The organism is Longimicrobiales bacterium (assembly GCA_029245345.1).
GTDB lineage: Bacteria > Gemmatimonadota > Gemmatimonadetes > Longimicrobiales > Gaopeijiaceae > CALFPJ01.
This window is the reverse complement of the sequence record JAQWPM010000021.1, coordinates 261,734-286,169: the sequence shown is the minus strand read 5'-3', so window position 1 is coordinate 286,169 and position 24,436 is coordinate 261,734. Positions and strand designations below refer to the sequence as shown.

Below are 24,436 nucleotides of genomic sequence, written 5' to 3'. Positions count from 1 at the left end.
CGTGGCCGGCGATAGAGACGTCAAACGCAGGATCAAGACGGTGGAGAACACCCGTCAGATCACACGCACGATGGAGCTCGTAGCGACTTCGAAGCTGAAGCGTGCTACGGACCGAGTGCATGCGGCACGCCCTTATTCGGAAGCGTTGCACGAGATTGTGGGTGGGCTCTATTCACCAGGCTTGTCAGAGAAGTATCCGATTCTTCGTCGTCCTGAAGAGACGAAGCGGGCGGCGGTTCTACTTCTGACCGCGAACCGCGGTCTCTGTGGTGGCTTCAACGCCAACTTGATCAAGCAGGCGCGACTCCTCATGGAGGATTTGCGCGGCAAGGGAATCGAAACAGAGCTACACATCGCAGGAAAGAAGGGTGTCGCCTATTTCCGCTTCCGCGGCGAGGAGATGCTCACGACACGGGTGGACATCGGTGACCATCCCACAGTCGAAGACGCCGAGTCGGTGGTGGCCCCTGTGCGGGACCGCTTCGAGAATGGCGACGTCGACGCGGTTTTCTTGGTCAGTTCGAAGTTCAAGTCGGCGATGTCGACGCCGCCGCACACGCGGGACCTTTTGCCCATCGAGGCTGATGGCAAATCCGCGTCGGCTGACGTCTATATCTTGTCGCCGAGCGGGGACATGATCCTCGAGAGGATTCTTCCGGCTTACATCCGGAATGCCGTGTACACGGCTATGGTGGAGAACGCGGCTGCAGAGCAGGGTGCACGACGGGCCGCAATGAAGAGTGCTACGGACAACGCTGGGGATGTTCTCGAACACCTCACGCGCACATACAACAGGGCCAGGCAGGCCCAGATCACGCAGGAGATCGCCGAGATAGTCGGTGGCTCCGCTGCCCTAGAGTAAAGCTCAGGACATCATGGCTGATAATACTGGAAAGGTCGTTCAGGTCATTGGACCGGTTCTCGACGTGGAATTTCCCGCCGAGCATCTCCCTGACATCTACAACGCGCTGAGCCTCACGACGACAAATGAGGCGGGGCAGGAGGTCAAGGTCGTTGCCGAGGTGCAGCAGCACATCGGTCGCAGCCAGGTCCGTGCCGTTTCGATGTCGTCAACGGACGGTGTCACCCGCGGCATGGACGTGGTTGACTCGGGTTCCGCCATCTCGGTGCCAGTCGGTGATCCGGCTCTGGGTCGAATCTTGAACGTGCTCGGTGAGCCCGTTGATGAGATGGGTCCGGTCGGAGGTGAGGGCGCTGAAGTCGAGCGTTGGCCGATCCACCGTCTCGCTCCGAAATTCGACCAGCTCGAGCCGAAGACTGAGATCTTCGAGACCGGCATCAAGGTCGTGGACCTCCTCGCCCCCTATGTGAAGGGTGGTAAGACGGGTCTGTTTGGCGGTGCGGGTGTCGGTAAGACCGTCATCATCATGGAACTCATCAACAACATTGCGATGGAGCACGGTGGTAAGTCCGTGTTCTGTGGCGTAGGCGAGCGCACGCGTGAGGGGAATGACCTCTGGCTCGAGATGAAGGAGTCGGGCGTTCTGGAGTCGACTTCGCTCGTCTACGGTCAGATGAACGAGCCTCCGGGAGCACGTCTCCGGGTCGGTTTGTCGGGGCTCACGATGGCGGAGTACTTCCGCGACGTTGAGGGCCAGGACGTACTGCTTTTTGTCGATAACATCTTCCGCTTCACACAGGCGGGTTCTGAGGTGTCGGCGCTGCTCGGCCGCATGCCTTCCGCAGTCGGATACCAGCCCACGCTCGGTACCGAGATGGGTGAACTGCAGGAGCGTATCACCTCGACGTCTTCCGGTTCGATCACCTCGGTACAGGCGATTTACGTCCCTGCTGATGACTTGACCGATCCGGCGCCTGCGACGGCGTTCACACACCTGGACGCGACGACGGTTCTATCGCGCGCGATCTCCGAGCAGGGCATCTACCCCGCTGTTGATCCGCTCGACTCTTCGTCGCGCATCATGGATCCGCAGTTCGTCGGTGAGCGTCATTACAACGTGGCGACGCAGGTTCAGTCGATCCTTCAGCGGTACAAGGATCTTCAGGACATCATCGCGATTCTCGGTATGGACGAGCTCACCGAGGAAGACAAGATCATCGTCGGGCGAGCGCGTCGGATCGCTCGCTTCCTGTCACAGCCGTTCTTCGTCGCTCAGCAGTTCACGGGTATCGACGGCAAGTACGTGAAGCTCGACGAGACGATCGAGTCGTTCGAGCGTGTCGCGAACGGTGAGTTCGATCACCTCCCTGAGCAGGCGTTCTACATGCAGGGTGGTATCGACGGCGTGATCGCAGAGGCCGAGCGCCTGGAGAAGGAGGGCTAGCCTGATGGCTGACGTTACTCTGAAGGTGCGAGTGGTCTCTCCCGACCAAACGGTCTTCGAGGGTGAGGCTTCTGCCGTGGTGGCTCCGGCGTGGGACGGCCAGATTGGCGTCCTTCCGGGTCACGCACCGTTGCTCTCCTTGATTGGTTCAGGAGTTCTCAGCGTCGACCGGCCCGGTGGAGGTGCCGATTCCTTCCACGTTGCAGGCGGCGTGATGAAAGTTGAAGGCAACACCGTGACATTGCTGACCGAGTATGCCGGTGATGAACCGCCTGCTGAGGTCCCGGCAGAGGCCATCGTGTTTCCGGAAGATGTGGAAGACTGACACGACGAAGCCCGTCGTGCGTACATTGGAGGGCGGGGAGAGCTTGGCTCTCCCCGCTTTTCTTTTTAGAACTGTGAAAAGCCACAAAGGCGAGACGTGATGAGAGTCGATCTCCACATGCATACCACGGCGTCCGATGGTGCTTGGACGCCTCAGGCGGTCGTTCAAGGGGCCGTGGACGGGCGTCTCGATGTGATCGCGATCACCGATCATGACACCATGGCCGGATATGAGCCTGCCGCTGCGGCCGCAGAGAAGCTCCCGATCCAGGTCATTCGTGGCATTGAGGTCAGTTCGACCCACGAGGGGCAGGACGTCCACATTCTCGGGTATTTTGTCGACCCGGAGTCCCCGGTTCTGATCGCCCATTGCGCGCGCGCAGGCAACCGACGGGTGGAGCGCATGCAGGAAATGGTGGCAAAGCTGGTTGAGGGCGGCCTGGAAGTGACGTACGAAGATGTCCTCCAGGCGGCCGGCCCGGATCACGTTACGATTGGTCGCCCGCACCTCGCGCGCGCGCTCGTCGCGTTGGGACATGTCTCGACGGTTAGTGGTGCCTTCAACTCGCTGATCGGCGACAACCACGTGGCGTTCGTCCCGACGCACCTGGCCTCACCGGTCGAGGCAGTCGGTATGATCGTAGAAGCCGGCGGCATCCCCATTTGGGCCCATCCTCCGGGATGGTTAGTGGACGAACTTCTGCCAGGTCTCGTGGGGGCGGGGTTGGGAGGCCTGGAGGTCTATCGGCCGTCCCATCGCAAGCACGATGTCGTACGCTATGAGACAATCTGCCGCACGGGCGGTTTGCTCATGAGCGGGGGATCTGACTGGCACACCCCTTTCGCCGGGGCGTCTTTGGGTGACTTCCACGTCGCAGCATCGGAAATCGAGCCGCTTCTCTCGGAGGGCGGCTTCTAAAGCACGGACAGAGATGAACCTCATACCTCAACCAATCCTGAGCCGTGTGGGCCTTCTTTTCCCGCTTGCCGCGCTTTTGCTCGCGGGCTGTAGCGACGTCGGGAGTGACCTGTTCGTTGGAATCCCGACGAGTCGCCCCTCCGACGGTTTGCTCACGGACGCTAGCCTTCAATCTGTAGTTGACCTTCAGGTCGTCGGTGACATGTACGGCCTTGTCGAGCTTCTCGGTGACGAACGTTCCGACATAAAGGCGCGTGCCGCCTTCGCGTTGGGGTCCATAGGGGCGGTGGAGTCAGTCGATGCTCTGATGCCGCTGCTCCAAGATGCGGCTCCAGACGTCCGGCGAGATGCGGCCTTCGCCCTCGGGCGTATCGGTGATGCCGACGCTGTCCGAGCGGTACGCCGGGCGCTCGACAGCGAGCATGCTTCTGAGGTCCGTGCGGCGCTGATCGGAGCCCTCGGAATGTTGCCGAGCGAGCAAGCGGCCGACGCGCTTCTCACGGACGATCTTTCCGGCGAAGAGAATGTGCTCCGAGTGTATGCGCTGTCGCGCCTGGGGGGTTCAGGCGCCGTCGCGAGTGACGCGCTCCGCCAACGCGTGGTCGATGACCTCACCCACGTCGATCCGCGGGTGAGAGATGCTGCAGCCCATTACTTCCGGTCGCCGAACAACGTGAGCCGCTGGGCGAGTCGATCGCTGTTCCTGCGGTCGGCGCTGGACACCTATGACAAGGGTGACCCGGCGGCGATGCACCTGGTGCGAGGGTTGTCGCGCATGAACGACGTACTCAACGGCTCACGGCTCCGCGAATGGGCTACGGAGGCGACCGACTGGCGGACGCGGGCAGACGCGATGCACGGTATGGACCCGATATCGGCCAGTGTCCCCGTTCTGCTGGAAGCACTGAACGCCCCCGACGTGAATGTTGCGGTCGCCGCAGCGGAGCGGTTGGGGCAGGATGCGATCCATGAAGGCTTGATTGCGCCCATTGAAGCGTGGCTCCACGGTAGTGATGGCGCCCGACTGGGCGTTGCGGCGCCCCTCCTCGTCCAACTCGCACGGCTTGAACGCGTGGCGACAGTTAGGGCGTGGATCGACCAGATTCCGCCTGGAGACGAATTCCGATGGAACGTCGGCTTCGAGACGCTGGCATACCTCCCCGGGGAAGAGGCGATCCAGGCACTGGTATCCGCTCTCGACGACCCCTCTGATGTGGTCGCGAACAGGGCAATGGCCGCCCTCGCCGCGCGTTGGAATAACGACCGACCGACTCCGGAGACTCACGATCTGTACTATGAGGTGTTCCGTGGGGCGTCGGACCATCGCGTGGCCTCCCTGCGAGCAATAGCTCAGAGAGGACTCGGTTCTCCCGAATTTGTGGGTCGCCCGGCGTACGTTAGTGCTTCCGTCGACCCGGAGGTGACGGGTGGAGTCGATCTAGATACGACGGCCCCACCGCAGGTAATCGACTGGGCTCGCCTCGCCGAACTGGGTGAACGCCCGATGCTCGAGTTGCAGACGACCCGAGGGCGAATCCTCATTCGGATGGCAGTAGGGGAAGCTCCTCTCACGATTCAGACCGTGAGCTGGCTTGCGGACGCCGGTCTGTATGATGGGGTGCCGTTTCACCGTGTCGTTCCGAATTTCGTCGTGCAGGCCGGAGATTTCAGCGAGCGGGACGGGTCAGGTGAGCCCGGGTTCTCGACCCGTGTCGAACTCACCAGCCTTTCGTTCTTGCGCGGTGTTGTTGGGATGGCGAACAGCGGCTCCCGGGACAGCCAGGGAAGCCAGTTCATGATTGCGCATTCGCGACATCTTGAACTGGACGGTGCCTTCACTGCGTTTGGTTGGGTGGAGGAGGGCTTGGACATTCTGGATCGACTCGAGCTGTTCGATGTCATCGAGCGAGCGCGTGTCATTCCGGAGGGTGGGAACTAGACCCCTCCGATTCTGCCCATGTGGTCTGGGCAACCTTTGACTCGTCTTCGTAGTATGAGAGCTAGGACGTGCCGCTAGGAGGAGGAAGAGGACAGATGAAGCGCTTGTTGTTCGCCGCGCTCGCCGTGTCGTCGGGGTGCGCCACCACGCAGGAGGTTTACGGCGGTCGTACGGCGAGCCGCGAGACCCAGGCTGTCTATGTGGCGACGGTCGAATTCCTGGCTGAGAACTACGATCCTTCCGAGTTCCTAGGAGAGCCAAGAGCCATTTGTCTCGTTGTGGCAGATGTTGTCGGAAGGCGAGATGTCGAGGCCACTGCGCAGAGCGCTCGACCGAAAGACATGGATCCGCCATCCACCCTGCTTTCGCGGCTCCGCGGCGTGCGTCCTGCGGTGAGGCCGATCTCCGACTGTGTTTATGGAGATGATTTAGCCGAGGTTGTTAGGTCGACGGGGGAGCGAGCGATCGTGCTTGGGATCAGTCACCCGACTTGGGTCACACCCAATTTGGCCCGAGTCTCGGCAACACTCAGAGAGAATCAGCGCACCTGGTATCGCTTCAATTGCTCCCTTGTTCGTGGGCCCGAAGGATGGGCGATTCGGCGCTGCACCTAGCCGGGTCCCTGCGTCCTACTCGCTAGTCTCCCCCCGACGCTGTGGGCCTCTACGGGTCCATACCAAGATTGCACCACACGCCGCGTCTCCTCCTCCGAAAACTGCCGGCACCGAGGAGCCCGAATAGACCTCGACCGCGTCCATGTCCGACGACAAGAACTCGGTTAGATCGGTCTCCTGGTCACCAAGGGACGCGCGCCGACTAAAACGGCGGCCGTCCACGAACACGGCTGGGTAACACGCTACGATGGTGTGCTGTCCGGCCGCCGTGGATGTGAGATGCTGCGCGCGCCGTAGTTGGACGGAGCGCCCTGACGATATCCCGCCGCTTCCTTGAATTCGGACGCCTCGCCGACCTTGCAGCAGACTGATAAGGTTGCCCCCTCGTTGGTCGATTTCGGTGCGGAGAATGAACTGTCCAGGACCACGATCAAGTCGAATATCGAGATCTCGGAGTTCGTTGAACGTCCTCCTTGGAATCACCTCGACGCTCAGGCCCTCGAGTTCGACGGCCTCCGAACTCAAATACACCTCGGTTTCGTACGACTGGTCGTCGGAGAGACGCACCTGAACTCGGCGCTCCGCGTATCCCAGGGCTTCGATCCTAAGGAAGTGCACTCCGATCGGGACGTCGGTGAACGTGAAGAAACCTAGCTCGCTCGTCGTTTTTGACGTCGACATCGACTCGAACAGAACCGAAGCGCCCTGGATGGCGCGACCCGTGACCTCATCGTGAATGTAGCCGAGCAGGTTGGCAGAAACGTCAGTCTCGGCGGCGTGAGTTGGCCCGCCCGTGAAACCGAGTGCAAGAACGGCGCTGGCCAAATATGTGACCCTGGCCGGGAAGGAATGTGTCTGCATAGTTCGTCCCCCGGTGCTGCTAATTGCGTCCTCCAAATGTAACTCGCACACCGAGTTGCGCTTGCCATTGGGAGTCAGGGGTGAGAACGGACCATGGTTTGGGGGGGACGAGTCGTCCCTCTGAATCTCGTGCTGGCAACTGACCGCCCGCCCATCGCGAAGAGAGTTCGCCGGGCGTGGTGCTCAAGCTCTCGGTTCGACCCGTCGGCTCTAGGAGCGGAACGTTGCTGCGAATGGACTGAATCGTCCCCCATTCGGAGTTGATCAGGTTCAGCACGTTGATCATGTCTGCCTCCAATCGAATCTCAGATCCACCCACGTCGATCGCATGAGTCACCCTCAGATCCAGATGGTGCTGCCAAGGCGCCCGACAGGCGTTCCGTCTCAGGATCTCGCCTTTATTAGCGGCCAGGCATTCATCGCTCTCCAACGCCGCTCCGAGCAGAGCGAGCGTGGCGAATCCAGACGGCACTTCAGACGCCACGTTGGGCACGTAAAGAAGGTCATTGAACCGGTCGAATGCCGGGCCAAGAGCGGGATAGCCGTCCCCATTCATATCCCCCCGATACACATACGAGAACGGAAGACCGGACTGAGCCGTGTAGAGCAGAGAGAACTCTGTATTGGACACGCTGGGAAATGGCCGGCCATACACGGAGAAAACGAACTTGTGTGGACGGTCGAAGTTCGACGCTGTCATAGACGGCTGATTAGGGCTGCCCTCTGTGGCGTTGAACCCGAAGTTGGAGATCATGTCCGCAGACGTCAGGCTCATCCGATCGAAGGAGCGCGCATATGAGTAGCCGGCCTGGAATGCGAGGTCTTCGCTGAAGTAGCCCCTGGCTTCCGCGGTGAAGGAATACGTCCAGTCGGTTCCTCCGTTCGCCACCAAAAGGACCTGATCATACTCGGGATGATCGCGGTTAGGCGCGAATCCGCTCGAAGTGGCGTCACCAAAATGGCTTCGTGCGGTCCCGCCGTATCCCTCAAGAGAGCCCAATGGGCGCTTCGGTCCGTCAAGATTCTGCTCCTGTACCGTCACCTGCTTGCGCGCGTGTGAGAATAAGAAGCCCAGTGAACCGTTCAGGCGGTCGGAGATTTCGTGATCGACGATTGCCGAGAACTTGATGTACGTCGGGTATTCGAAGTCGTCCGCGAACACCGTAGCCGGCTTGACCGTGATGGCGTTGCCATTCATGCACCCGACGGGCGGCGTTCCAGGAGTAAAGCCCGGTGCCGTATTCCCAGTTCGTGGATCGTCCGTCCAGCGGCCGGTGCACACCTCGGTCTGGGACCGGAGGCCATTGTGGTGGAACGCGTTTGCCAGCCAGACGTAGGGAAGTTGGCCAGTGAAGAAGCCGGCACCTCCACGGACCTGAGTGGTACGGAAGCCGTCACTTTGCCAGTTGAAGCCCCAACGAGGCGAGAAGAGCACTTGGCCGCTCGGAGGCGCTGAGGTGTCGAAACCGAATAGCTCGTCGAGTTCCGGGTTGTACTCGGGTCTGTCGAGGAGGGTGGGGACGTCGACTCTGAAGCCGAACCGCATGGTCAGCCCTTTGCCCGCGTCGATCTCGTTCTGTATGTAGCCGCCCCATTCGAGCACAGAGAAGTCGACGGCCGGGGCCTGTCCCGGTAGCAAGACGGTTCGCTGGTATCGACTAGGGGCGTTGTTCGCGACGTCATCCATGCTCGCGAAATAGAAGTCACCCTTGGACCCCGGGAGATACTGATGTTCGACGGAGTTCAGTGAAGCCAGCAGACCGAGTGTGTATGTGCTGCCGCCCTGAGTGGGAAGCGTGACTGTGTTTTGAAAGCGGTAGCTGGTCTGAACCAGGTCGTTCTCCTGAGCAAAGAACTGAGAGCCGGCCCGAACCGCTCGGCTGTATGACGTTCCGTTTCCGACTGGGCTCCGGAGTTCGACTTCGACTTGCGGCCAAGGCGACGATGGCGTGGTCTCATCCGTCGTTCTCTGAATCGAGAATTCGAGTTCGTTCCCACCTCGAGCGCCCAACTCCGAGAATAGTTGGATCGAGGTGTTGGTCGTCTGGGAGTTGCGTAGCACGGCGTTCGACGACAGCTCATAGGGCTCGAAAGCGGCGCGGTTCGGCGCCTCTTCGTTGTTGGCGCTCGCGAGCACGGTACGGGCGGTCAGTCTATGTCCCTGAGCGACTGTGGCATCGACGCGGGCGAAGATGTTCGCGAGGTCTTGTTCGAGGGCGTAGGGTCCGCTCAGGCCCGTGTCCACACCGAATTGATTTTGGAACAGTTGCTGGAACGCTCCCATTGATTCGTCGGTTACCTGTACTAACGAGGGGGCGTCGCGGAGCAGGTTGAACCCCGTTGGCGGCTGCCGGCGCTCTTCGAATTCTGTAGAAATGAAGAAGTGTGCTCGGTCGCGAATGATCGGTCCCCCTGCACTGAAGCCGAATAGGGATCGGTCGACTCCTGTGGCGTTCACCAGTCCTGTTGGCAGGCTGAGGTCTCCCATGAGAGCCTCGTGTCTGCCGACTCCGAAGGCGCGCAGGTTCCAGTCATTCGTACCCGTCTTCGTCACCGCATTCATCACTCCGCCCGTGAAGCCTGACAGCCTGACATCAAAAGGTGCGACGAGAATCTCGTACTGAGCCACGGCGTCGATAGGCAGCATTTTGGCGCCCGCCTGGCCCCCAGGGACACCGCCGGCAGTGAGGCCAAAGGCGTCTTTGTTCGTCACGCCGTCAATGAGTATCTGGTTGTAGCGGTCGTTCTGCCCGGCGATGGAGAAGCCGCCGTTCTCGGTGGTCTTCACCAGCGGAGAAAGATTGGCGAGCTCCATGACATCGCGAGAAAGGATCGGTACAGATTCGACCATCCGCTCGTTGAGAAGTGTGGCAGGACCCACTTGGCCCGGATTGAAGATCTCGTCGCGCTCTACGTTGACTGCGATGCCTTCGACCTCGATCGCAGATTCGGTGAGATAGATCGTGAGTGTCTGTGTTTCGCCGACTTGGAGTTGGATGCCCTCGACCGTGAGGTCGGAGTACCCCAGATAGCTGATGGTCAGCTCGTATGGCCCACCCGGCTGGAGCAAGAGAAGCAGAAAGCGACCGTCCGCATTGCTCAGCGATCCCTTCTCGACGCCGGTCTGAGCGTGCCGAACGATGACGGTTGCCCCGACGATGGGCGTGTCGTCCGCTATGAGCACTACGCCCCGGATCGCCGAACTCGTTTGAGACTGTCCGGAGGCGGTCTGAACGGACAGGAGCAACGAAATTACGACCGTGACGAAGAACACCACGGAAAGATGGGCGCATTTCATATGAAGGCTATCTTTTCGACAGTTGGGAAAGGACCGGTCGTGTAGATTGTGTCGTAACAGCTCACGCTAACAGACAGTTGACGATGCCATGATGTTGCGGGCCAGTTTAGCCGTCCTATTGTTCGTGGCTTCTGGTGCCTGTGCACCCGAGCAGCCGACGACGTGGCAGGACGAGGGTTCGTATCGTTGGCGTGACGTGGCGGTGCCGTCACGCGGGGCGGCAGGGTTTGAGTCTATGTCGTCGCGCCGGACGGGAATCGACTTCGAGAATCGGCTGTCCACCGAGACCGCCCGTGACCACGATCATCTCCTTATTGGCTCCGGCGTGACGATCGGGGACTACGATGGGGACGGCTTGCCCGACGTGTATTTCTCGCGCCTGGAGGGCGGGAACGCGCTCTATCGCAATCTCGGTGGGTGGCGCTTCGAAGACGTGACAGCCACTGCGGGTGTCGTCGCCGATGGACGCTACTCCACAGGCGCGGCGTTCGCAGATGTGGACGGAGACGGACGACTCGACTTGTTCGTGACTGCGCTCGGGGGCCCGAACGCCCTCTTTCACAACCGTGGAGACGGCACCTTCGAGGACGTGACGGACCGGGTGGGACTCGGTTCCACATTGGGCAGCACGAGCGCGGCTCTGGCCGACATTGATGGTGATGGTGACCTCGATCTCTATGTGGCTGCTTATAAGGTGGAGAGCGCAGCGGACGTCCTCAGGCCATACGAGAACGCGTCGGTCGAACTGGTGGTCGAGGGGCCAGATGGGCCGGAAATTGTCGAGGCGTTCCGGGGCCACTTCCGTATCGAGACACGAGACGGGGTAGAGGTGGCCGTCGAACAAGCCGACACTGACCGGCTCTATTTGAACGATGGAACGGGAGCCTTCGCGGCAGTGTCTTGGACTGAAGGCCGCTTCTTGGATCAGGACGGGCGACCCCTCACGCGTGACCTCGACGACTTCGGACTCGCTGTCGGCTTCTTCGACGTAGACGCAGACGGGGATCCCGATCTGTACGTGTGCAACGATTTTGACGATCCGGATCAGCTTTGGATCAACGACGGTGCGGGCACGTTCACGGCAGCCGCACCCTTCGCGCTGCGAACGACCAGTCACGCCTCCATGGCTGTGGACTTCGCCGACGTGGATCGCGATGGCCACATGGATTTCTTCGTTGCGGACATGTTGAGCTCGGATCCAGCACGGCGGTTGACTCAGGTACCGCTCCATGCCGCGATCGAAAAGCCCATCGGTGCGGTGGCCGACCGGCCCCAGGTAGGGCGTAACACCCTCTTCTTGGGACGAGGAGACGGCACTTGGGCCCAGATCGCCGAGATGGCCGGGGTGGACGGATCCGAATGGACCTGGGGGAGCGTGTTTCTGGACGTGGATCTGGACGGCTTCGAAGACCTTCTTGCTGTGAACGGGCACGGTCGCGACATGCGGGACGGCGACGCCTTCGAGCGGATTTCTGGATTGAGGGGAGCAATGACGTGGAGGGAAGCGAAGTCTCTTTACCCGGACCTCCCCACGCGGAACCGCGCCTTCCGTAACAACGGGGACCTGACCTTCAGCGAGGTCGCGGAGGAGTGGGGTTTCGCATCGGAGCCCGACGTGTCCCACGGGATCGCCCTCGGCGACCTGGACGGCGATGGCGATTTGGACGCCGTTATCAATCGACTGAATATGCCGGCTGCTCTTTTGCGAAATGAAGCGACTGCGGGGAGAGTAGCTGTGCGTCTCCGCGGCGATGCACCCAACATGAACGGCATCGGCGCCAGGATCCGACTTCTCGGAGGAGCCGTAGCTACGCAGGAGAAGGAGGTCCGCGGAGCTGGCTTGTACCTGTCGAGCTCCGAGCACTTGGTCTCCTTCGCCGCGAATTCGTTGAGTGACGACCTGGTGCTCGAGGTGAAATGGCCGAGTGGGCGCATCACCCGAGTGCCCGCAGGGGCGAATCGGGTCTACGAGATCCGCGAAGAGGGGGCTGTAGCAACGACTCCGGGCGACCCCACCCTGGACCAACCGATCTTCCAAGACGTTTCGGATCTCATAGCGCACCGGCATTCCGATGTCGCGTTTCCCGATCTCGGCCGACAGCCTCTCCTACCATATGAGTTGTCGCGGCTAGGGCCTGGGGTGACCTGGGCGGATGTAGACCGTGACGGGGATCCAGATCTTGTGGTCGCAGCTGGTCAGGCGCAGTCGAGGACGCTGCTGCGGAACGACAACGGGCGCTTCACTTCAGTGGTTGGTGCGGTGACCGCCCATGACCTCACGACGGTGCTCCCCACGTGGGGCCCCGACGGTGTGGCGTTTATTGCGGGCCAAACGAGTTTCGACTCCAGAAGTCCCGAGGAGGCTCGGGCGCTGTCCGGAGTCGTGCGCTACGAGCCGAACGGTCACGGCGCTCCCGCGCCGCTCGCAGAGCCGAGCCTTTCCTCCGTCGGGCCACTGGCTCAGGTGGACGTCGACGGTGACGGTGATCTCGATGTATTCGTCGGGGGGCGCAGCGTGCCGGCCTTCTACCCTCTGCCCGCTACATCTCGACTGCTCATCAATGACGGCGGTGAGTATTTCGAGGACTCGGTCAGCCTCTTCACTGACCTGGGCTTGGTATCCGGAGCGGTGTTCACCGACGTCGATGCCGATGGTGACCCGGACCTCGCTTTGGCGATCGAGTGGGGGGCGGTACGCCTCTTCCTCAACGATGCCGGCCGATTCAGTGACGTCACGGACGCATGGGGCTTGGCGGGCAGCCGGGGGTTATGGCGTGGGATCACCGCGGGAGATCTGAACGGTGATGGACGCATGGACCTGGTCGCTACCAACGAAGGCCTGAATACCCGACTGAAAACGTCCAACGACCGCCCTCTGACGTTGGCGTATGCTGATGTGGACCAGAGCGGTACCTGGGAGATCGGCTTGTCGAGAGCCCGCGAGGTGGGTGGCCCACTCTTTCCGTTGGCTCGGTACGAACAGGTGCGCTCCGCGCTGCCGGCCGTAAGGGGGCGACTAGACAGTTTCCAGGCATACAGCCAAGCCACGTTGGCTGAGGTCTTTGGCGTTGAGACAGCTCAACTCTTTCAGACCCATGTGACCATTTTGGCCCACACGGCCTTCCTCAACACGGGCTCCGGTTTCGACGCCATTCCCTTACCGACCCAGGCGCAGCTTGCGCCCGCGCATCATGCTGGCGTCGGGGACCTGGACGGAGACGGAGTGGAGGACATCGTGATCACCCAGAATTTCTTCCCGACGGAGAGATTCTCGCCTCGGTACGACGCGGGGCGGGGACTTTTGTTGCTCGGACGAGGCGACGGGAGTGTCGCCGCAGTGCCTGGTCGTGTTTCCGGACTCGTCGCGTATGGGGACCAACGCGGGGCAGCGATGGCGGATTTCGATGGCGATGGGCGCGTCGACCTTGCTGTGGCACAGCACGGGGCAGAGACCAAACTGTTCAAGAATGAAGGTTCCGAGCCGGGGCTTAGAGTACGATTGGTGGGCCCACCTGGGAATCCGATGGGCATCGGTGCGACCATGCGTGTTCTGTATGCCGGGACGGCTGGCCCGGCCCGAGAAGTCCACTCCGGAGCCGGATACTGGTCCAGTGATGACCCCGTACAGATCCTCGGGCTTTCCGGTGTTCCCCGGGCGGTGGAAGTGAGGTGGCCGTGGGGGAGGACAGTGGAACAGGCCATAGATAGCGGAGCGACTGAAGTAACCGTCCGGTGGAATCCGTCTTGATCGCCTAGTTGGCGCCGAGCATGTTCCTCTCCATCCAGTCTTCTCGTGGCCCCTCGGGCCCGCCTACTTTGTCCAGGAGCGATCACGGCGTGCGTTTTTCACTGGCCGCCTCAACGGCGTTGGCATTGACGGTTATCGCGTCAGGCTGTGACGGGACTCCGTCGCCGGAGGTGCCCGTCGACATGGCGGCACGCCTAGAGGGCTTGGCTGCGAATGTCGATCCGGTCAGGAATCGGTTCGCGAATAGCGCGATGGTCCACGCCATGTTGGCGCTTCCGGCCCGTGAGACCGAGCGGGAGGCGCTCCTCTTCGGGCTCGCAGTCGCTGAACAGGTGCTCTATTCCGGGCGCTTGGACCAAGCAGCAGAGATGCTCTCGACGCTCTTGATCGAGTTGGAGCGTTATCAGCGAGATGCTCCTCCAGAAGCCCGGGCTCCCCACAGCTTTTTAGCTTCGATTCTGGACTTCCTGGCCATCGCTCACCTTCGCTCCGGTGAACTCGCGAACTGCATTGCGGGAGCAGGGCCCGTGGCCTGTACGGTGCCAGTGCCCACGGCAGGCGTCCACGTCGACCCAAGTGGCGCCATCGCCGCCGCCGAGGTTTACGGGAGATATCTGGAAGTGGATCCGGACAACCTTGGATCTCGATGGATGCTCAACGTCGCTCACATGATGGCCGGCACGTATCCGGACGGAGTGCCGAGTGCGTTGCTGATCCCTCCGGAGGTCTTTGAGTCAGAACACGACATCAGCCGCTTCGAGAACGTGGCCGGCGCCTTGGGTGTGGATGAGGTAGGTCACGTGGGGGGGGGAGTCATGGACGACTTCGACGGTGACGGGCTCCTCGATCTCATGTCCACGTCCTGGCAGTTACGCGACCCGATCCGGTACCACAGGAATCGGGGAGACGGGACGTTCGAGCACCGCACGGGCGCCGCCGGCCTAGAGGGTTTGTGGGGCGGCGGAAACCTTGTTCAGGCCGACTACGACAACGATGACGATTTGGACGTGTTCGTTCTTCGAGGTGGTTGGCTCGCGGACGGTCAGCCCAATTCGCTGCTTATGAATCGGGGCGACGGGACGTTCCAGGATGTGACGGAACAGGCCGGACTGCTCGATCCCCAATACCCGAGCCAGACCGCCGCTTGGCTGGACTATGATGGGGATGGGCTGCTGGATCTGTTCATTGGGAACGAGACCTTCGGCGCCGATGTACACCCGACCCAACTTTTCAGGAACGAAGGTGACGGGACCTTTTCGGACGTAGCCGCGGAAGTCGGGGTCGCTGTCGTGGGAATTGTGAAAGGGGTCGCTTCCGGAGACTATGACAACGACGGTCGGCCGGACCTTTACGTCTCGAGGACGAACGCGCCGAACGTCTTGTTACGGAACGACGGACCGGGGGCAGGCGGGCGGTGGAGCTTTAGCGACCGCACGATCGAGGCGCGGGTCTCAGAGCCGGTGGATGCGTTTCCGACGTGGTTCTGGGACTTCGACAACGATGGGTGGCTCGATATCTACGTTGCGGGTTATCGCACGAATTTCGGCGACATAGCGGCCGAGTACCTTGGCCTTCCGCATCAATCTGAGGTGCCTCGACTGTACAGGAATCGGGGAGACGGGAGCTTCGAGGACGTCACGGTCGAACAGAGCTTGGATCGAATCCAGTTCGCGATGGGTTCCAACTTCGGGGACTTGGACAACGACGGTTGGCTCGACCTGTATCTCGGCACGGGCGATGCGTATTTCCAGGCACTGATGCCCAATCGGATGTTCAGGAACGGAGGAGGGCAGGGATTCCAAGACGTGACAACATCAGGTGGCTTCGGCCTGATCCAAAAAGGGCATGGTGTCGCTTTTGGTGACATCGACCAGGACGGCGATCAGGACGTGTTCGCCGCGATGGGCGGAGCGTACGAGGGTGACCTTGCTCGTAACGTGCTCTTCCAGAACCCCGGTCACGGAAATCACTCACTCACGTTGCGTCTGGTGGGGCAGGCTACAAACCGCTCCGCGATCGGCGCACGGGTTACGGTCGGTTTTTCGGACGCCGGAGTGTCGCGCGAGGTACACCGAATGGTGACGAGTGGAAGCTCCTTCGGAGGGAACCCACTCCGTCTGGACATCGGCCTGGGCCAGTCGGTCGGGCCGGTCAGTGTAAGCGTCCTGTGGCCGACGACCGGTCTGGTCGAAGAGATCGGGCCGGTGTCAGTGGACACCGAATACACGATCGTGGAAGGGATCGGCGTCACCGAGACCGTGGCACGTGTCCCGTTCTCGCTCGGGGCGGCCGGCCGGTGACCCCGTCCTCGTCGCGTGAGCGCAAACCGCAGCTGCCGTCGCTTCTCCCTGTCTGGTTGAAGCGCCTGCTGACGGCGGCACTCGCGCTCGCGGGCTTCATGCTCGCCGATACGGTCTTTCTCGTGCTGGTTCGTCTCGCCGACAACGTTGCGCTCGCTCCCTTCGCTCTTGGAGCGACGAGCCTGCCGGGTTTCTATCAGGTCATGCTCCTCGCGCACACTGCGGTGGGTCTACTTCTAGCTGCTGTCATGCTGGTCTTCCTGGTCGCCCACCTGCCTTCCGTGTGGCGCAGATTCCACTCCGAGGCCGCCTGGACAGGCATCCCGTACGCGGCCCTTGGTGTGGCCCTGGTTGTAAGCGGATTGTTCATTCTCTCGGCTGCAGCGAGTCGAGAGAATTCGTGGGCGTGGTGGGCCCACGTAGCCTCAGGTGCGCTGGTAGTCGGGTTATACATCGGACATCGAATCGTGAGCTACACGAGACCTGAAGGGCGAAGGTTCGCGCGCTTTTTGGGGAGTGTGGCGGCCGGCGGGCTCGCGATGTTCATGCTTCACGGCGGCCTGGCGATGTCATCGGGTCGTGGCACGGTCGCGTCAGACGGTCCGGGTGGTCCTGAACGAGATGTGGCTAGCATGCTGGCGGGTCGCTTCGGTTCGTCTGGTTGGGTACCGGTCGGCGCAGTCCCGCCCGAGAGTCCGTTCTTTCCTTCCGCCGCCACAACCACGACGGGTGCCTACCTGGCCGCGCGGATCTTGACGGAACCGGGATTTGGAACGCCTCCCGAGGTAGTACGGGCCGAAGTCGAGGCTCGTGGTTTTGCGAGCGATGCGCTGATCGGGGCCGAAGCGTGTGTGGCCTGCCACCCCGATGTCGTGGACCAGTGGGCCTCGTCGGCCCATCGCTTCGCGTCGTTTAATAATCCTTTCTACGAAGCCACAATCATGGGCCTTCGTGAGAACTCGCTCGAGTCCAATGCGTGGGTGGATGAGCACGCCGCGGCGCTGGGGGAAGAGATCGACGGGGTTGGGAAGGCGAAGAGCAAGTGGTGCAGTGGCTGCCACGACCCCGCTCTCATGCTCGCAGGTGACATGGGAAGGGATTTTGATCGAAACACGCTAGAGGCTCAGGCCGGACTCACGTGTCTGGCGTGTCACGCCATGGACCAGATCCATGATCGGACCGGGAACGGCAACTACAACATCGCGGACGAGCAGGAAGACCCGTACCTCTTTGCCGACGCAGCGCCCGGATCTGTTGCGCGTTACCTGCACGATGTGGCTCTCAAGGCGCGTCCGACTGTCCATCAAGCTCAGCTCATTAAGCCGTTCTTCCAGGAGAGCGCATACTGTGCCACGTGCCACAAGGTCAGTCTCTCTGAGCCGGTGAATAATTACCGATGGCTTCGCGGACAGAACGAGTTCGACAACTGGGACGACAGCGGTGTTTCTCTCAACGCGGCGCGCACGTTCTACCTGCCACCTGCTCGACGGCTCTGCCAAGACTGCCACATGCCGCCCGAGCCCGCTCCGTTGGGAGACGTCGCCGCCGAGAACGGACTCGTGCGCTCTCATCGGTTCGCTGCGGCGAACACGGCGCTTCCGTTCATTCGGGGTGACACAGCGATGCTGCGGCGCATCGAGGACTTCCTACAGGCCGAGAAGCTCAGCGTAGATCTCTTCGCTGTGCGTGTCCCCGGTGTGGAGGGAGCGCTTCCGTTGGCTGAGACGGGCACCGTGGTCCCGGTAGGTGTTCCACTGACCTTCGATGTCGTAATTCGGAACCGGGGTGTGGGTCACACCTTCCCAGGTGGGACCAACGACTCCAACGAGGGCTGGCTGGAGTTCACGATCGAAGATGCTGAAGGGTCCCGCTTGGTGGCGAGTGGTTTGTTGGGCGCTGACGGCCACCTAGATCCGATGGCGCACACGTTCAAAGCGGTGATCGTCGATCGAAACGGCGACCCGGTTGACGAACGAAACGCCCAAGACATTCATGTGACCGTCTATCAGAACGTGATCGGCCCGGGATCCGCGGATCTCGCGCACTACGAAGTCGCGCTACCGCCCGCCTTCGCGGGCTCGACGCTAACCGTTTCGGCACGTCTGCTCTGGCGAAAGTTCAACCGCGGCTATTCGGAGTTCGCCTTCGCGGCGAACCCAGCCGGGTTCAAGCAGTTCTTTGAAGCTCCCGAACTCCCGGTCACCGAAATCGCCTCCGATTCGGTTGTCATAGAAGCTCGGGCGGATGAGTCCCGGGGTGCCGGTGCGGCTGAACTCACTGCAGACGAATGGGCACGCTACAACGACTATGGAATCGCTCTGCTCCAGGAGGGGGATACCCGGGCCGCCGCGAGTGCGTTTTCAAGAGTTGAGGTCCTTCAGCCTGATCGCCTCGATGGCCCACTAAACAGGGCGCGTGTCGCGCTGACGGAAGGGAATTTGGTCGAGGCGTACGACGCCCTCGAGCGGGCCGAGGTCATTGAGTCGGGGAATGCACAGGTTGCTTGGCTGTGGGGCCAGGTGCTCTTAGAGGACGGGCGTTACAAGGAGGCTGTGCTCGCGTACCGACGTGTTCTGGAGGACTTCCCAGAAGACCGCGGCAGCTGGCGCGCTCTTGGGCGAACGCTCTACCTGGACCAGCAATTCGATGAGGCACTTGTGGCGCTTGGTGAAGTCCTTGCCATCGATCCCGAGGACAGGATCGCGCACTATCATCGTATGCTGTCTCTGAGGGCCCTCGGTCGGGAAGAAGAGGCTGGGCGCGCGGAAGCGGCGTATCTGTACTACGGGATCGACGAGTCCGCCCAAGAACTCACGAGGGCGTATCGGACCAAGGATGCCGGTGCGAATATCATGGCCCAACCCGTCCCCATTCACCGCCTGCAGATCAATCGATGAAGGTGAAGAAATCGAGTGTGCCGGCCCCAAGTCTGATGCTCGCGCTGATCATCGTGGGATGCTCCGGTGAAGAGCCCGCTGTGGATACCGCGCCTGAGTATTCAGAACCCACGTATGCCAGCGCTGGTGGGGGCTCCGCTTCGACGGATGTGGTGTTCGTCGACGTGACTCAATCTTCTGGAATCATGTTCGAGCACGTCACTGGAGCGTTTGGAGAGAAGTGGATGCCGGAGACGATCGGTAGTGGCGCCGCGTTCTTCGACTATGACAGCGACGGTGATGTAGACCTCTTGCTGGTCAACTCGGATTGGTGGGAGGGACGTTCAGGTGAGGGACCCCGGCCAACTCAGCGACTGTACAGCAATCGTGGGGATGGGACGTTCGAGGACGTAACCGCTGCTGCGGGCCTAGACATCTCCTTGTACGGCATGGGCGTGACGACGGCCGACTACGACGCAGACGGTGATCAGGACGTCTATCTGACGGCAACTGGGACGAATGTCCTCCTACGCAACGACGGTGGACGTTTCGTAGATGTGACCGTTTCCGCCGGAGTGCCTGGCGGCCCCGACGCCGCGAGTCCCACCTGGTCGACTGGGGCCGCCTGGGTCGATGTCGATTTGGACGGATGGCTCGATCTGTTCGTGTGCAACTATGTGCAGTGGAGCCCTGAGACGGACCTGTACGCCACGATCGACGGGTCTTCCAAGTCCTATGCGACGCCGCAGCAATATCAGGGTGAGTCGTGCCGCCTGTACGCGAATGGCGGTGCGGGGCGGTTCACGGACGTTACCCAAGCAGCCGGCTTGCTCGACGAGACGGGAAAGTCTCTGGGTGTGGTCGTCGCAGACTTCAACGATGACGGGTGGCCAGACATCGTGGTCGCGAATGACACTCAACGAAACTTCCTCTACCGCAACGATGGGGACGGCACATTTACGGACATTGCGGTGCGGGCCGGAGTCGCATTCGATGAGGCCGGGCGAGCCAGGGCCGGCATGGGCGTCGACGTCGCGGACTTGACGGGGTCGGGGCAGTGGTCGATTGCCATCGGCAACTTCGCGCACGAGCCAGTCGGACTGTTCACCGAAATTGGCGAGGACCTGTTCCAAGACCGAGCGGGTGCCGCCCGGCTGACCAGGTCGACGCTGATTCCGCTCACCTTCGGGGTTCTCTTCGCGGACTTCGACCTAGACGGAATCCCGGACCTTGTTGGTGCGAATGGACACATCGAACCGGGGATCAGCGCGGTGCAACAGGATCAGACCTTTGCACAGCGTCCCCTGCTGTTCATCGGTGACGGGACGGGCAAGTTCGTCGACGCGAGCCAAGCGGTGGGTGCCGACTTTACCGTACCTGTGGTTGGTCGTGGGCTCGCCACAGCTGATATCGATGCGGACGGTGACTTGGATCTACTCGTCACTGTGAACGGAGGGTCCCCGCGGCTCTTCCGTAACGACCTGCCCCCGACTTCGTGGGTCGGGGTACATCTGAAAGGAGCCGCGCCCAACCTCAACGGACTCGGCGCCACGGTCTCGGTGTTTGTCGGGACCCGCGTCCAACGACGGTTTGTGCGCACAGCGTCGTCGTACCTTTCGCAGTCGGCTGTGGTGCCACTTCAGTTTGGACTCGGCGGGGCTTCTGTGGTCGACAGTATCGTAGTTCAATGGCCTGGCACGGAGCGGACTCGAAGGGGGCCGGTCTCGGCAGGCGAAACCGTATCGATAGAAGAGGGGCGATGATGCTCTCAAGCTCCGGGCGGGCTTTCAACGTGATGTTCGCGGTGGGCTTAATGGCCGGGTGTGCTGACGCTGGGCCGCCGCTGGACCCGGCCGAGGTCCTGACCATTCGCACCGTGGGCCTGGCCTACCTCGAAGAGAACCGGCTCGACGAGGCGGCAGTGGAGTTCGAGCGACTCGTCGAAATGGCCCCGCAGGAGCCCCTGGGTTACGCGAATCTGGGACTGACGTATCTGCGCATGGCCCGCCTTTCTGAAGCGCAGGTGGAGGTGGCACGGGCGCTCGAACTAGAGCCCGCCGCTCCCGATGTACGTCTCATTCTAGCCGAGATATTCCTGGCTCAGGATCGTACGGATGACGCTCGGGCCACGCTTGAAGCGGCGCTCGAAGCGGACCCCCAACACGTGAAGATCCTGTACGCCTTGGCGTCCATGGACGCGGACATCGGCGACTCTGCCGCTGCGGCCCGCCAGGCGTCCGCGTTAGGGCAGGTGGTCGAACTTCAGCCAGCGAATGTGGCGGCACGGGTGGAGCAGGTGAGCGCCTTGCTCACTTCCGGAGATGCGTCGGCGGCTGCGGTCGGTCTCGAAGACCTGCGCCAACTTGTGCCTGAATTCCCCGTGGAGGGGCAGGACTTGTTCGATGCTGCTTTAGTCGCAGCCCGGGCAGGAGACGCCCCGGGCGCTCGTGGGCCTGCTCTGGCGTTCCACAACGTCATGCGCACGACGCCCGCGTACCAACAGGGCCTGATAGACCTTCGGGGCCCGGGGGGCGTGCTCGTAGGATTCCCCTTGGTGACGTTCAGCGAGACGTTTGGGACGGAGGTACGGGATCCAGAGACGGTACTCGCTGCGCTGCGTTTTACCGACGCGACCGACATAGTCGGGATCCCGGCGGGATCGGGTGCCGCGAACACGGGTGTGCTCGCTTTCGCGGACTATGACGGTGACGGTGACCGTGACCTCTTTGTGGGCGGCCGCCTGCTCCAAAACGAGATCACTGGCTTCGTCGATGTCACGCAGGTCGCCGGGCTTGCCTCGGGGCAGCCCAGCGCCGCGCTGTTCGGCGACTATGACAACGATGGGTTTCTCGATCTCTATGTGGCAGCCGATGGGGAAGGAAGGCTGTATCGGAACGCAAGAGACGGCTCATTCTCAGATGTGACGAGTTCCTTGGGTCTGTCCGTTCCGGCCGGCGCGCCGCTGTTCTTGGATTTCGATCAGGACGGTGACCTTGATCTGAGCGTCTCCGGCGCGTCGGGTGGCTTTCTGCTCCGGAACAACCTGGACGGGTCGTTTACGGACGTGACATCGCGCGCCGGTATTGGCAATGCAGGTGCGGGCGGGTCGATGGCGTTTGGTGACTTCGACGACGACGACGATATCGACTTCGTGGTGTCGGCCGATGGTCGGCAAGCTCGGGTGTACGACAACGAACGACTCGGCCGGTTTGCGGCGAGGCCGGAAGGCTTGGGGTCTTATGCGGCCGGTACTGGGATCTCCTCGGTTGGCGACTACAACAATGACGGCTTCTTGGACGTACTGGTCGCTCCGCGGGGTGGCCGTGCAGTCGAGCTGTATCTGAACGAGTCCGGGACGACGTTCGGGGCGGATGATCGTCCTACAGCGCTGCTCGCGTCGGCGCGTGACTTCGATGTGCACGATGCCGCATTCATCGATTTCGACAACGATGGGTGGCTCGACGTGCTCCTTGTTGGGGAGTCAGGCGACGAGGGTGTGATCCGGTTGTTCCGGAATGCCGCCGCTGGGCAATTCGACGACGTCTCGGATCTTCTTCCCGATGTGCCACCGCTTCGGCGCATTGCGACGGGGGATTTCGGCGACGATGGTGATCTCGACATCTTCGTATCGACGGCAGATGGTGCGGCACGGCTCCTTCGCAACGATGGCGGTAATGCCAACCGTTACCTCAAGATGCAGTTGGTCGGCCTGTCCACGGGGAGCGGCAAGAACAACCACTTCGGCCTTGGCGCGAAGTTGGAGGTACGGGCCGGCGGGCTGTACCAGACTCGAGTGGTGACCGGCCCCGACATCCACATTGGGCTCGGACAACACGCCCGCGCCGATGTCGTCCGTGTGCGGTGGCCGAACGGAGTGCCGCAGAACCTCTTCTATCCCGGGGCCAACCAGTCGGTCGTCGAGGAGCAGATTCTGAAAGGATCGTGCCCATTCTTGTACACCTGGGACGGGGAGGCCTTCACCTTCGTTACCGACCTGATGTGGAAGAGTGCACTTGGCATGCCTATGGGCTTGATGGCTGCGGGGGGTACCGAGTACGCCCCGGCGAGGCCTTCACAAGAGTACCTGCGGATCCCGGGCGAGGCACTACGGGAACGAGACGGTCGGTACGAAATGCGCGTGACTGGAGAACTTTGGGAGGTCTTCTACATCGATGAGGTCGATCTCGTCGTGGTAGATCACCCGGACTCGGTGGACGTCTTCGTTGACGAACGGTTCGTGTGGCCGGATCCGGATGCACCCCTCTCGCTCCACCAGGTATCCGAAAAGCGTCGGCCGCTTTCGGCAGTGGACCAACTCGGGCGCGATGTCCTACCGGAGCTTCTCGCGTCCGATGACAACTACGTGACGAGCTTTGAGCCCGACCGGTATCAAGGGGTTAGCGAGGTCCACGACCTCGTCTTGGATCTCGGAGCGTTTGATACGGACGAGTCCGTCGAACTCTACCTGCGGGGTTGGATCTTCCCGACGGATGCCAGCATCAATGTGGCTATCTCGCAATCGGAGGAACTTGAGACCGTGATGCCGCATCTCGAAGTCGTGGGAGTCGGGGGCGATTGGGTGACCGTTGTGCCGGTCATGAGTTTCCCGTCAGGAAAGAACAAGACCGTCATCCAAGACCTTACGGGACTCTTCCCGACGGACGATCATCGCGTGCGGCTGCGCACGAACATGAACATCTACTGGGATGAGGCCTTCGTCTCGGTTGGGAGCCCGCGCGCACAAGTCGTGATGAACCGGCTGGAGCCTACTGAGGCCGACTTCAGGTACCGTGGATTTTCCCGACAGTACAGGAAAGGCGGGCGGTTTGGCCCGCATTGGTTCGACTATGAGGTGGTGAGTGAGGAGTCCCCGTGGCGGCCCATTCAAGGCAGCTACACACGGTACGGTGACGTCCTTCCTCTCATCGGCGAGGCCGACGATCGATATCCCATCATGGGCCCCGGCGACGAACTCGCGATTCTCTTTGACGCCGGACCGGTGCCTCCGCTCCCGGAGGGCTGGAGCAGGGACTTCTTGATCTACACAGAAGGCTGGATAAAGGACGCGGATGTGAACACGGCAGATGGCTGGCGTGTTGAGCCGCTCCCTTTTCATGGCATGAGCCGATATCCCTATGGCGAGGACGAGGCTTACCCGTTCCCAGAGTTGTTCGACGTCTATCACACGAGGGAAGCGGTACCGGTCCCACCGCTGGGTGGCGCGATGCCTCCGTCGCGTTAGGACGCCGTT

General features: G+C 61.6%; 13 protein-coding genes. 11 read left to right on the top strand and 2 right to left on the bottom strand.

The features are described 5' to 3' along the window. Position 1 precedes the first annotated feature (1 nt). The 6 genes from atpG to P8L30_12310 all read left to right on the top strand — a co-directional run bounded on the left by atpG (position 2) and on the right by P8L30_12310 (position 6,102). Entirely contained in the window at positions 2-862 is an 861-nt protein-coding gene (gene atpG, locus P8L30_12335) for an ATP synthase F1 subunit gamma (protein MDG2240982.1), read from the top strand. Between the two features lie 13 nt (positions 863-875). Continuing rightward, on the top strand, positions 876-2,306 hold the full coding sequence (gene atpD / locus P8L30_12330; protein MDG2240981.1) for a F0F1 ATP synthase subunit beta: 1,431 nt from the start codon (positions 876-878) through the stop codon (positions 2,304-2,306). 4 nt (positions 2,307-2,310) lie between these two features. Beyond that, positions 2,311-2,631 (top strand): F0F1 ATP synthase subunit epsilon, encoded by a 321-nt coding sequence (locus tag P8L30_12325; GenBank protein MDG2240980.1) that lies wholly within the window; start codon positions 2,311-2,313, stop codon positions 2,629-2,631. A 99-nt stretch (positions 2,632-2,730) separates the two neighbouring features. Next, the gene (locus P8L30_12320) at positions 2,731-3,549 is read left to right on the top strand and encodes a PHP domain-containing protein (GenBank protein MDG2240979.1); all 819 of its coding nucleotides are present in this window, start codon (positions 2,731-2,733) and stop codon (positions 3,547-3,549) included. A gap of 13 nt (positions 3,550-3,562) precedes the next feature. Beyond that, positions 3,563-5,488: a peptidylprolyl isomerase gene (locus tag P8L30_12315; protein MDG2240978.1), complete on the top strand. Its 1,926-nt coding sequence runs from the start codon at positions 3,563-3,565 to the stop codon at positions 5,486-5,488. A gap of 95 nt (positions 5,489-5,583) precedes the next feature. Continuing rightward, positions 5,584-6,102 carry a hypothetical protein gene (locus P8L30_12310; GenBank protein MDG2240977.1) on the top strand — a complete coding sequence of 173 codons (519 nt, stop codon included), beginning with the start codon at positions 5,584-5,586 and terminating at the stop codon, positions 6,100-6,102. A 15-nt stretch (positions 6,103-6,117) separates the two neighbouring features. Here the strand turns inward: P8L30_12310 and P8L30_12305 are convergent, their stop codons facing one another. Then, positions 6,118-6,963 (bottom strand): carboxypeptidase-like regulatory domain-containing protein, encoded by an 846-nt coding sequence (locus P8L30_12305; GenBank protein MDG2240976.1) that lies wholly within the window; start codon positions 6,961-6,963, stop codon positions 6,118-6,120. A 19-nt stretch (positions 6,964-6,982) separates the two neighbouring features. Further along, positions 6,983-10,261, bottom strand: coding sequence for a carboxypeptidase regulatory-like domain-containing protein (locus tag P8L30_12300; GenBank protein MDG2240975.1), 3,279 nt, complete (start codon positions 10,259-10,261; stop codon positions 6,983-6,985). Positions 10,262-10,349: 88 nt separating this feature from the next. Here P8L30_12300 and P8L30_12295 point away from each other — a divergent pair, with 88 nt between their 5' ends. The 5 genes from P8L30_12295 to P8L30_12275 all read left to right on the top strand — a co-directional run bounded on the left by P8L30_12295 (position 10,350) and on the right by P8L30_12275 (position 24,427). Continuing rightward, complete coding sequence (locus P8L30_12295; GenBank protein ID MDG2240974.1) at positions 10,350-14,009, top strand: FG-GAP-like repeat-containing protein; 3,660 nt, start codon at positions 10,350-10,352, stop codon at positions 14,007-14,009. An 89-nt stretch (positions 14,010-14,098) separates the two neighbouring features. Then, the gene (locus P8L30_12290) at positions 14,099-16,309 is read left to right on the top strand and encodes a CRTAC1 family protein (GenBank protein ID MDG2240973.1); all 2,211 of its coding nucleotides are present in this window, start codon (positions 14,099-14,101) and stop codon (positions 16,307-16,309) included. Then, a complete protein-coding gene (locus tag P8L30_12285; protein MDG2240972.1) occupies positions 16,306-19,206 on the top strand; it encodes a tetratricopeptide repeat protein in 2,901 nt (966 codons plus the stop codon). The genes P8L30_12290 and P8L30_12285 overlap by 4 nt, the downstream gene beginning before the upstream one ends. After that, a complete protein-coding gene (locus tag P8L30_12280; protein ID MDG2240971.1) occupies positions 19,203-20,948 on the top strand; it encodes a CRTAC1 family protein in 1,746 nt (581 codons plus the stop codon). The genes P8L30_12285 and P8L30_12280 overlap by 4 nt, the downstream gene beginning before the upstream one ends. Next, positions 20,945-24,427, top strand: a complete 3,483-nt coding sequence (locus tag P8L30_12275; protein ID MDG2240970.1) for an FG-GAP-like repeat-containing protein — start codon at positions 20,945-20,947, stop codon at positions 24,425-24,427. Before P8L30_12280 ends, P8L30_12275 begins: the two co-directional genes overlap by 4 nt. Positions 24,428-24,436 lie beyond the last annotated feature (9 nt).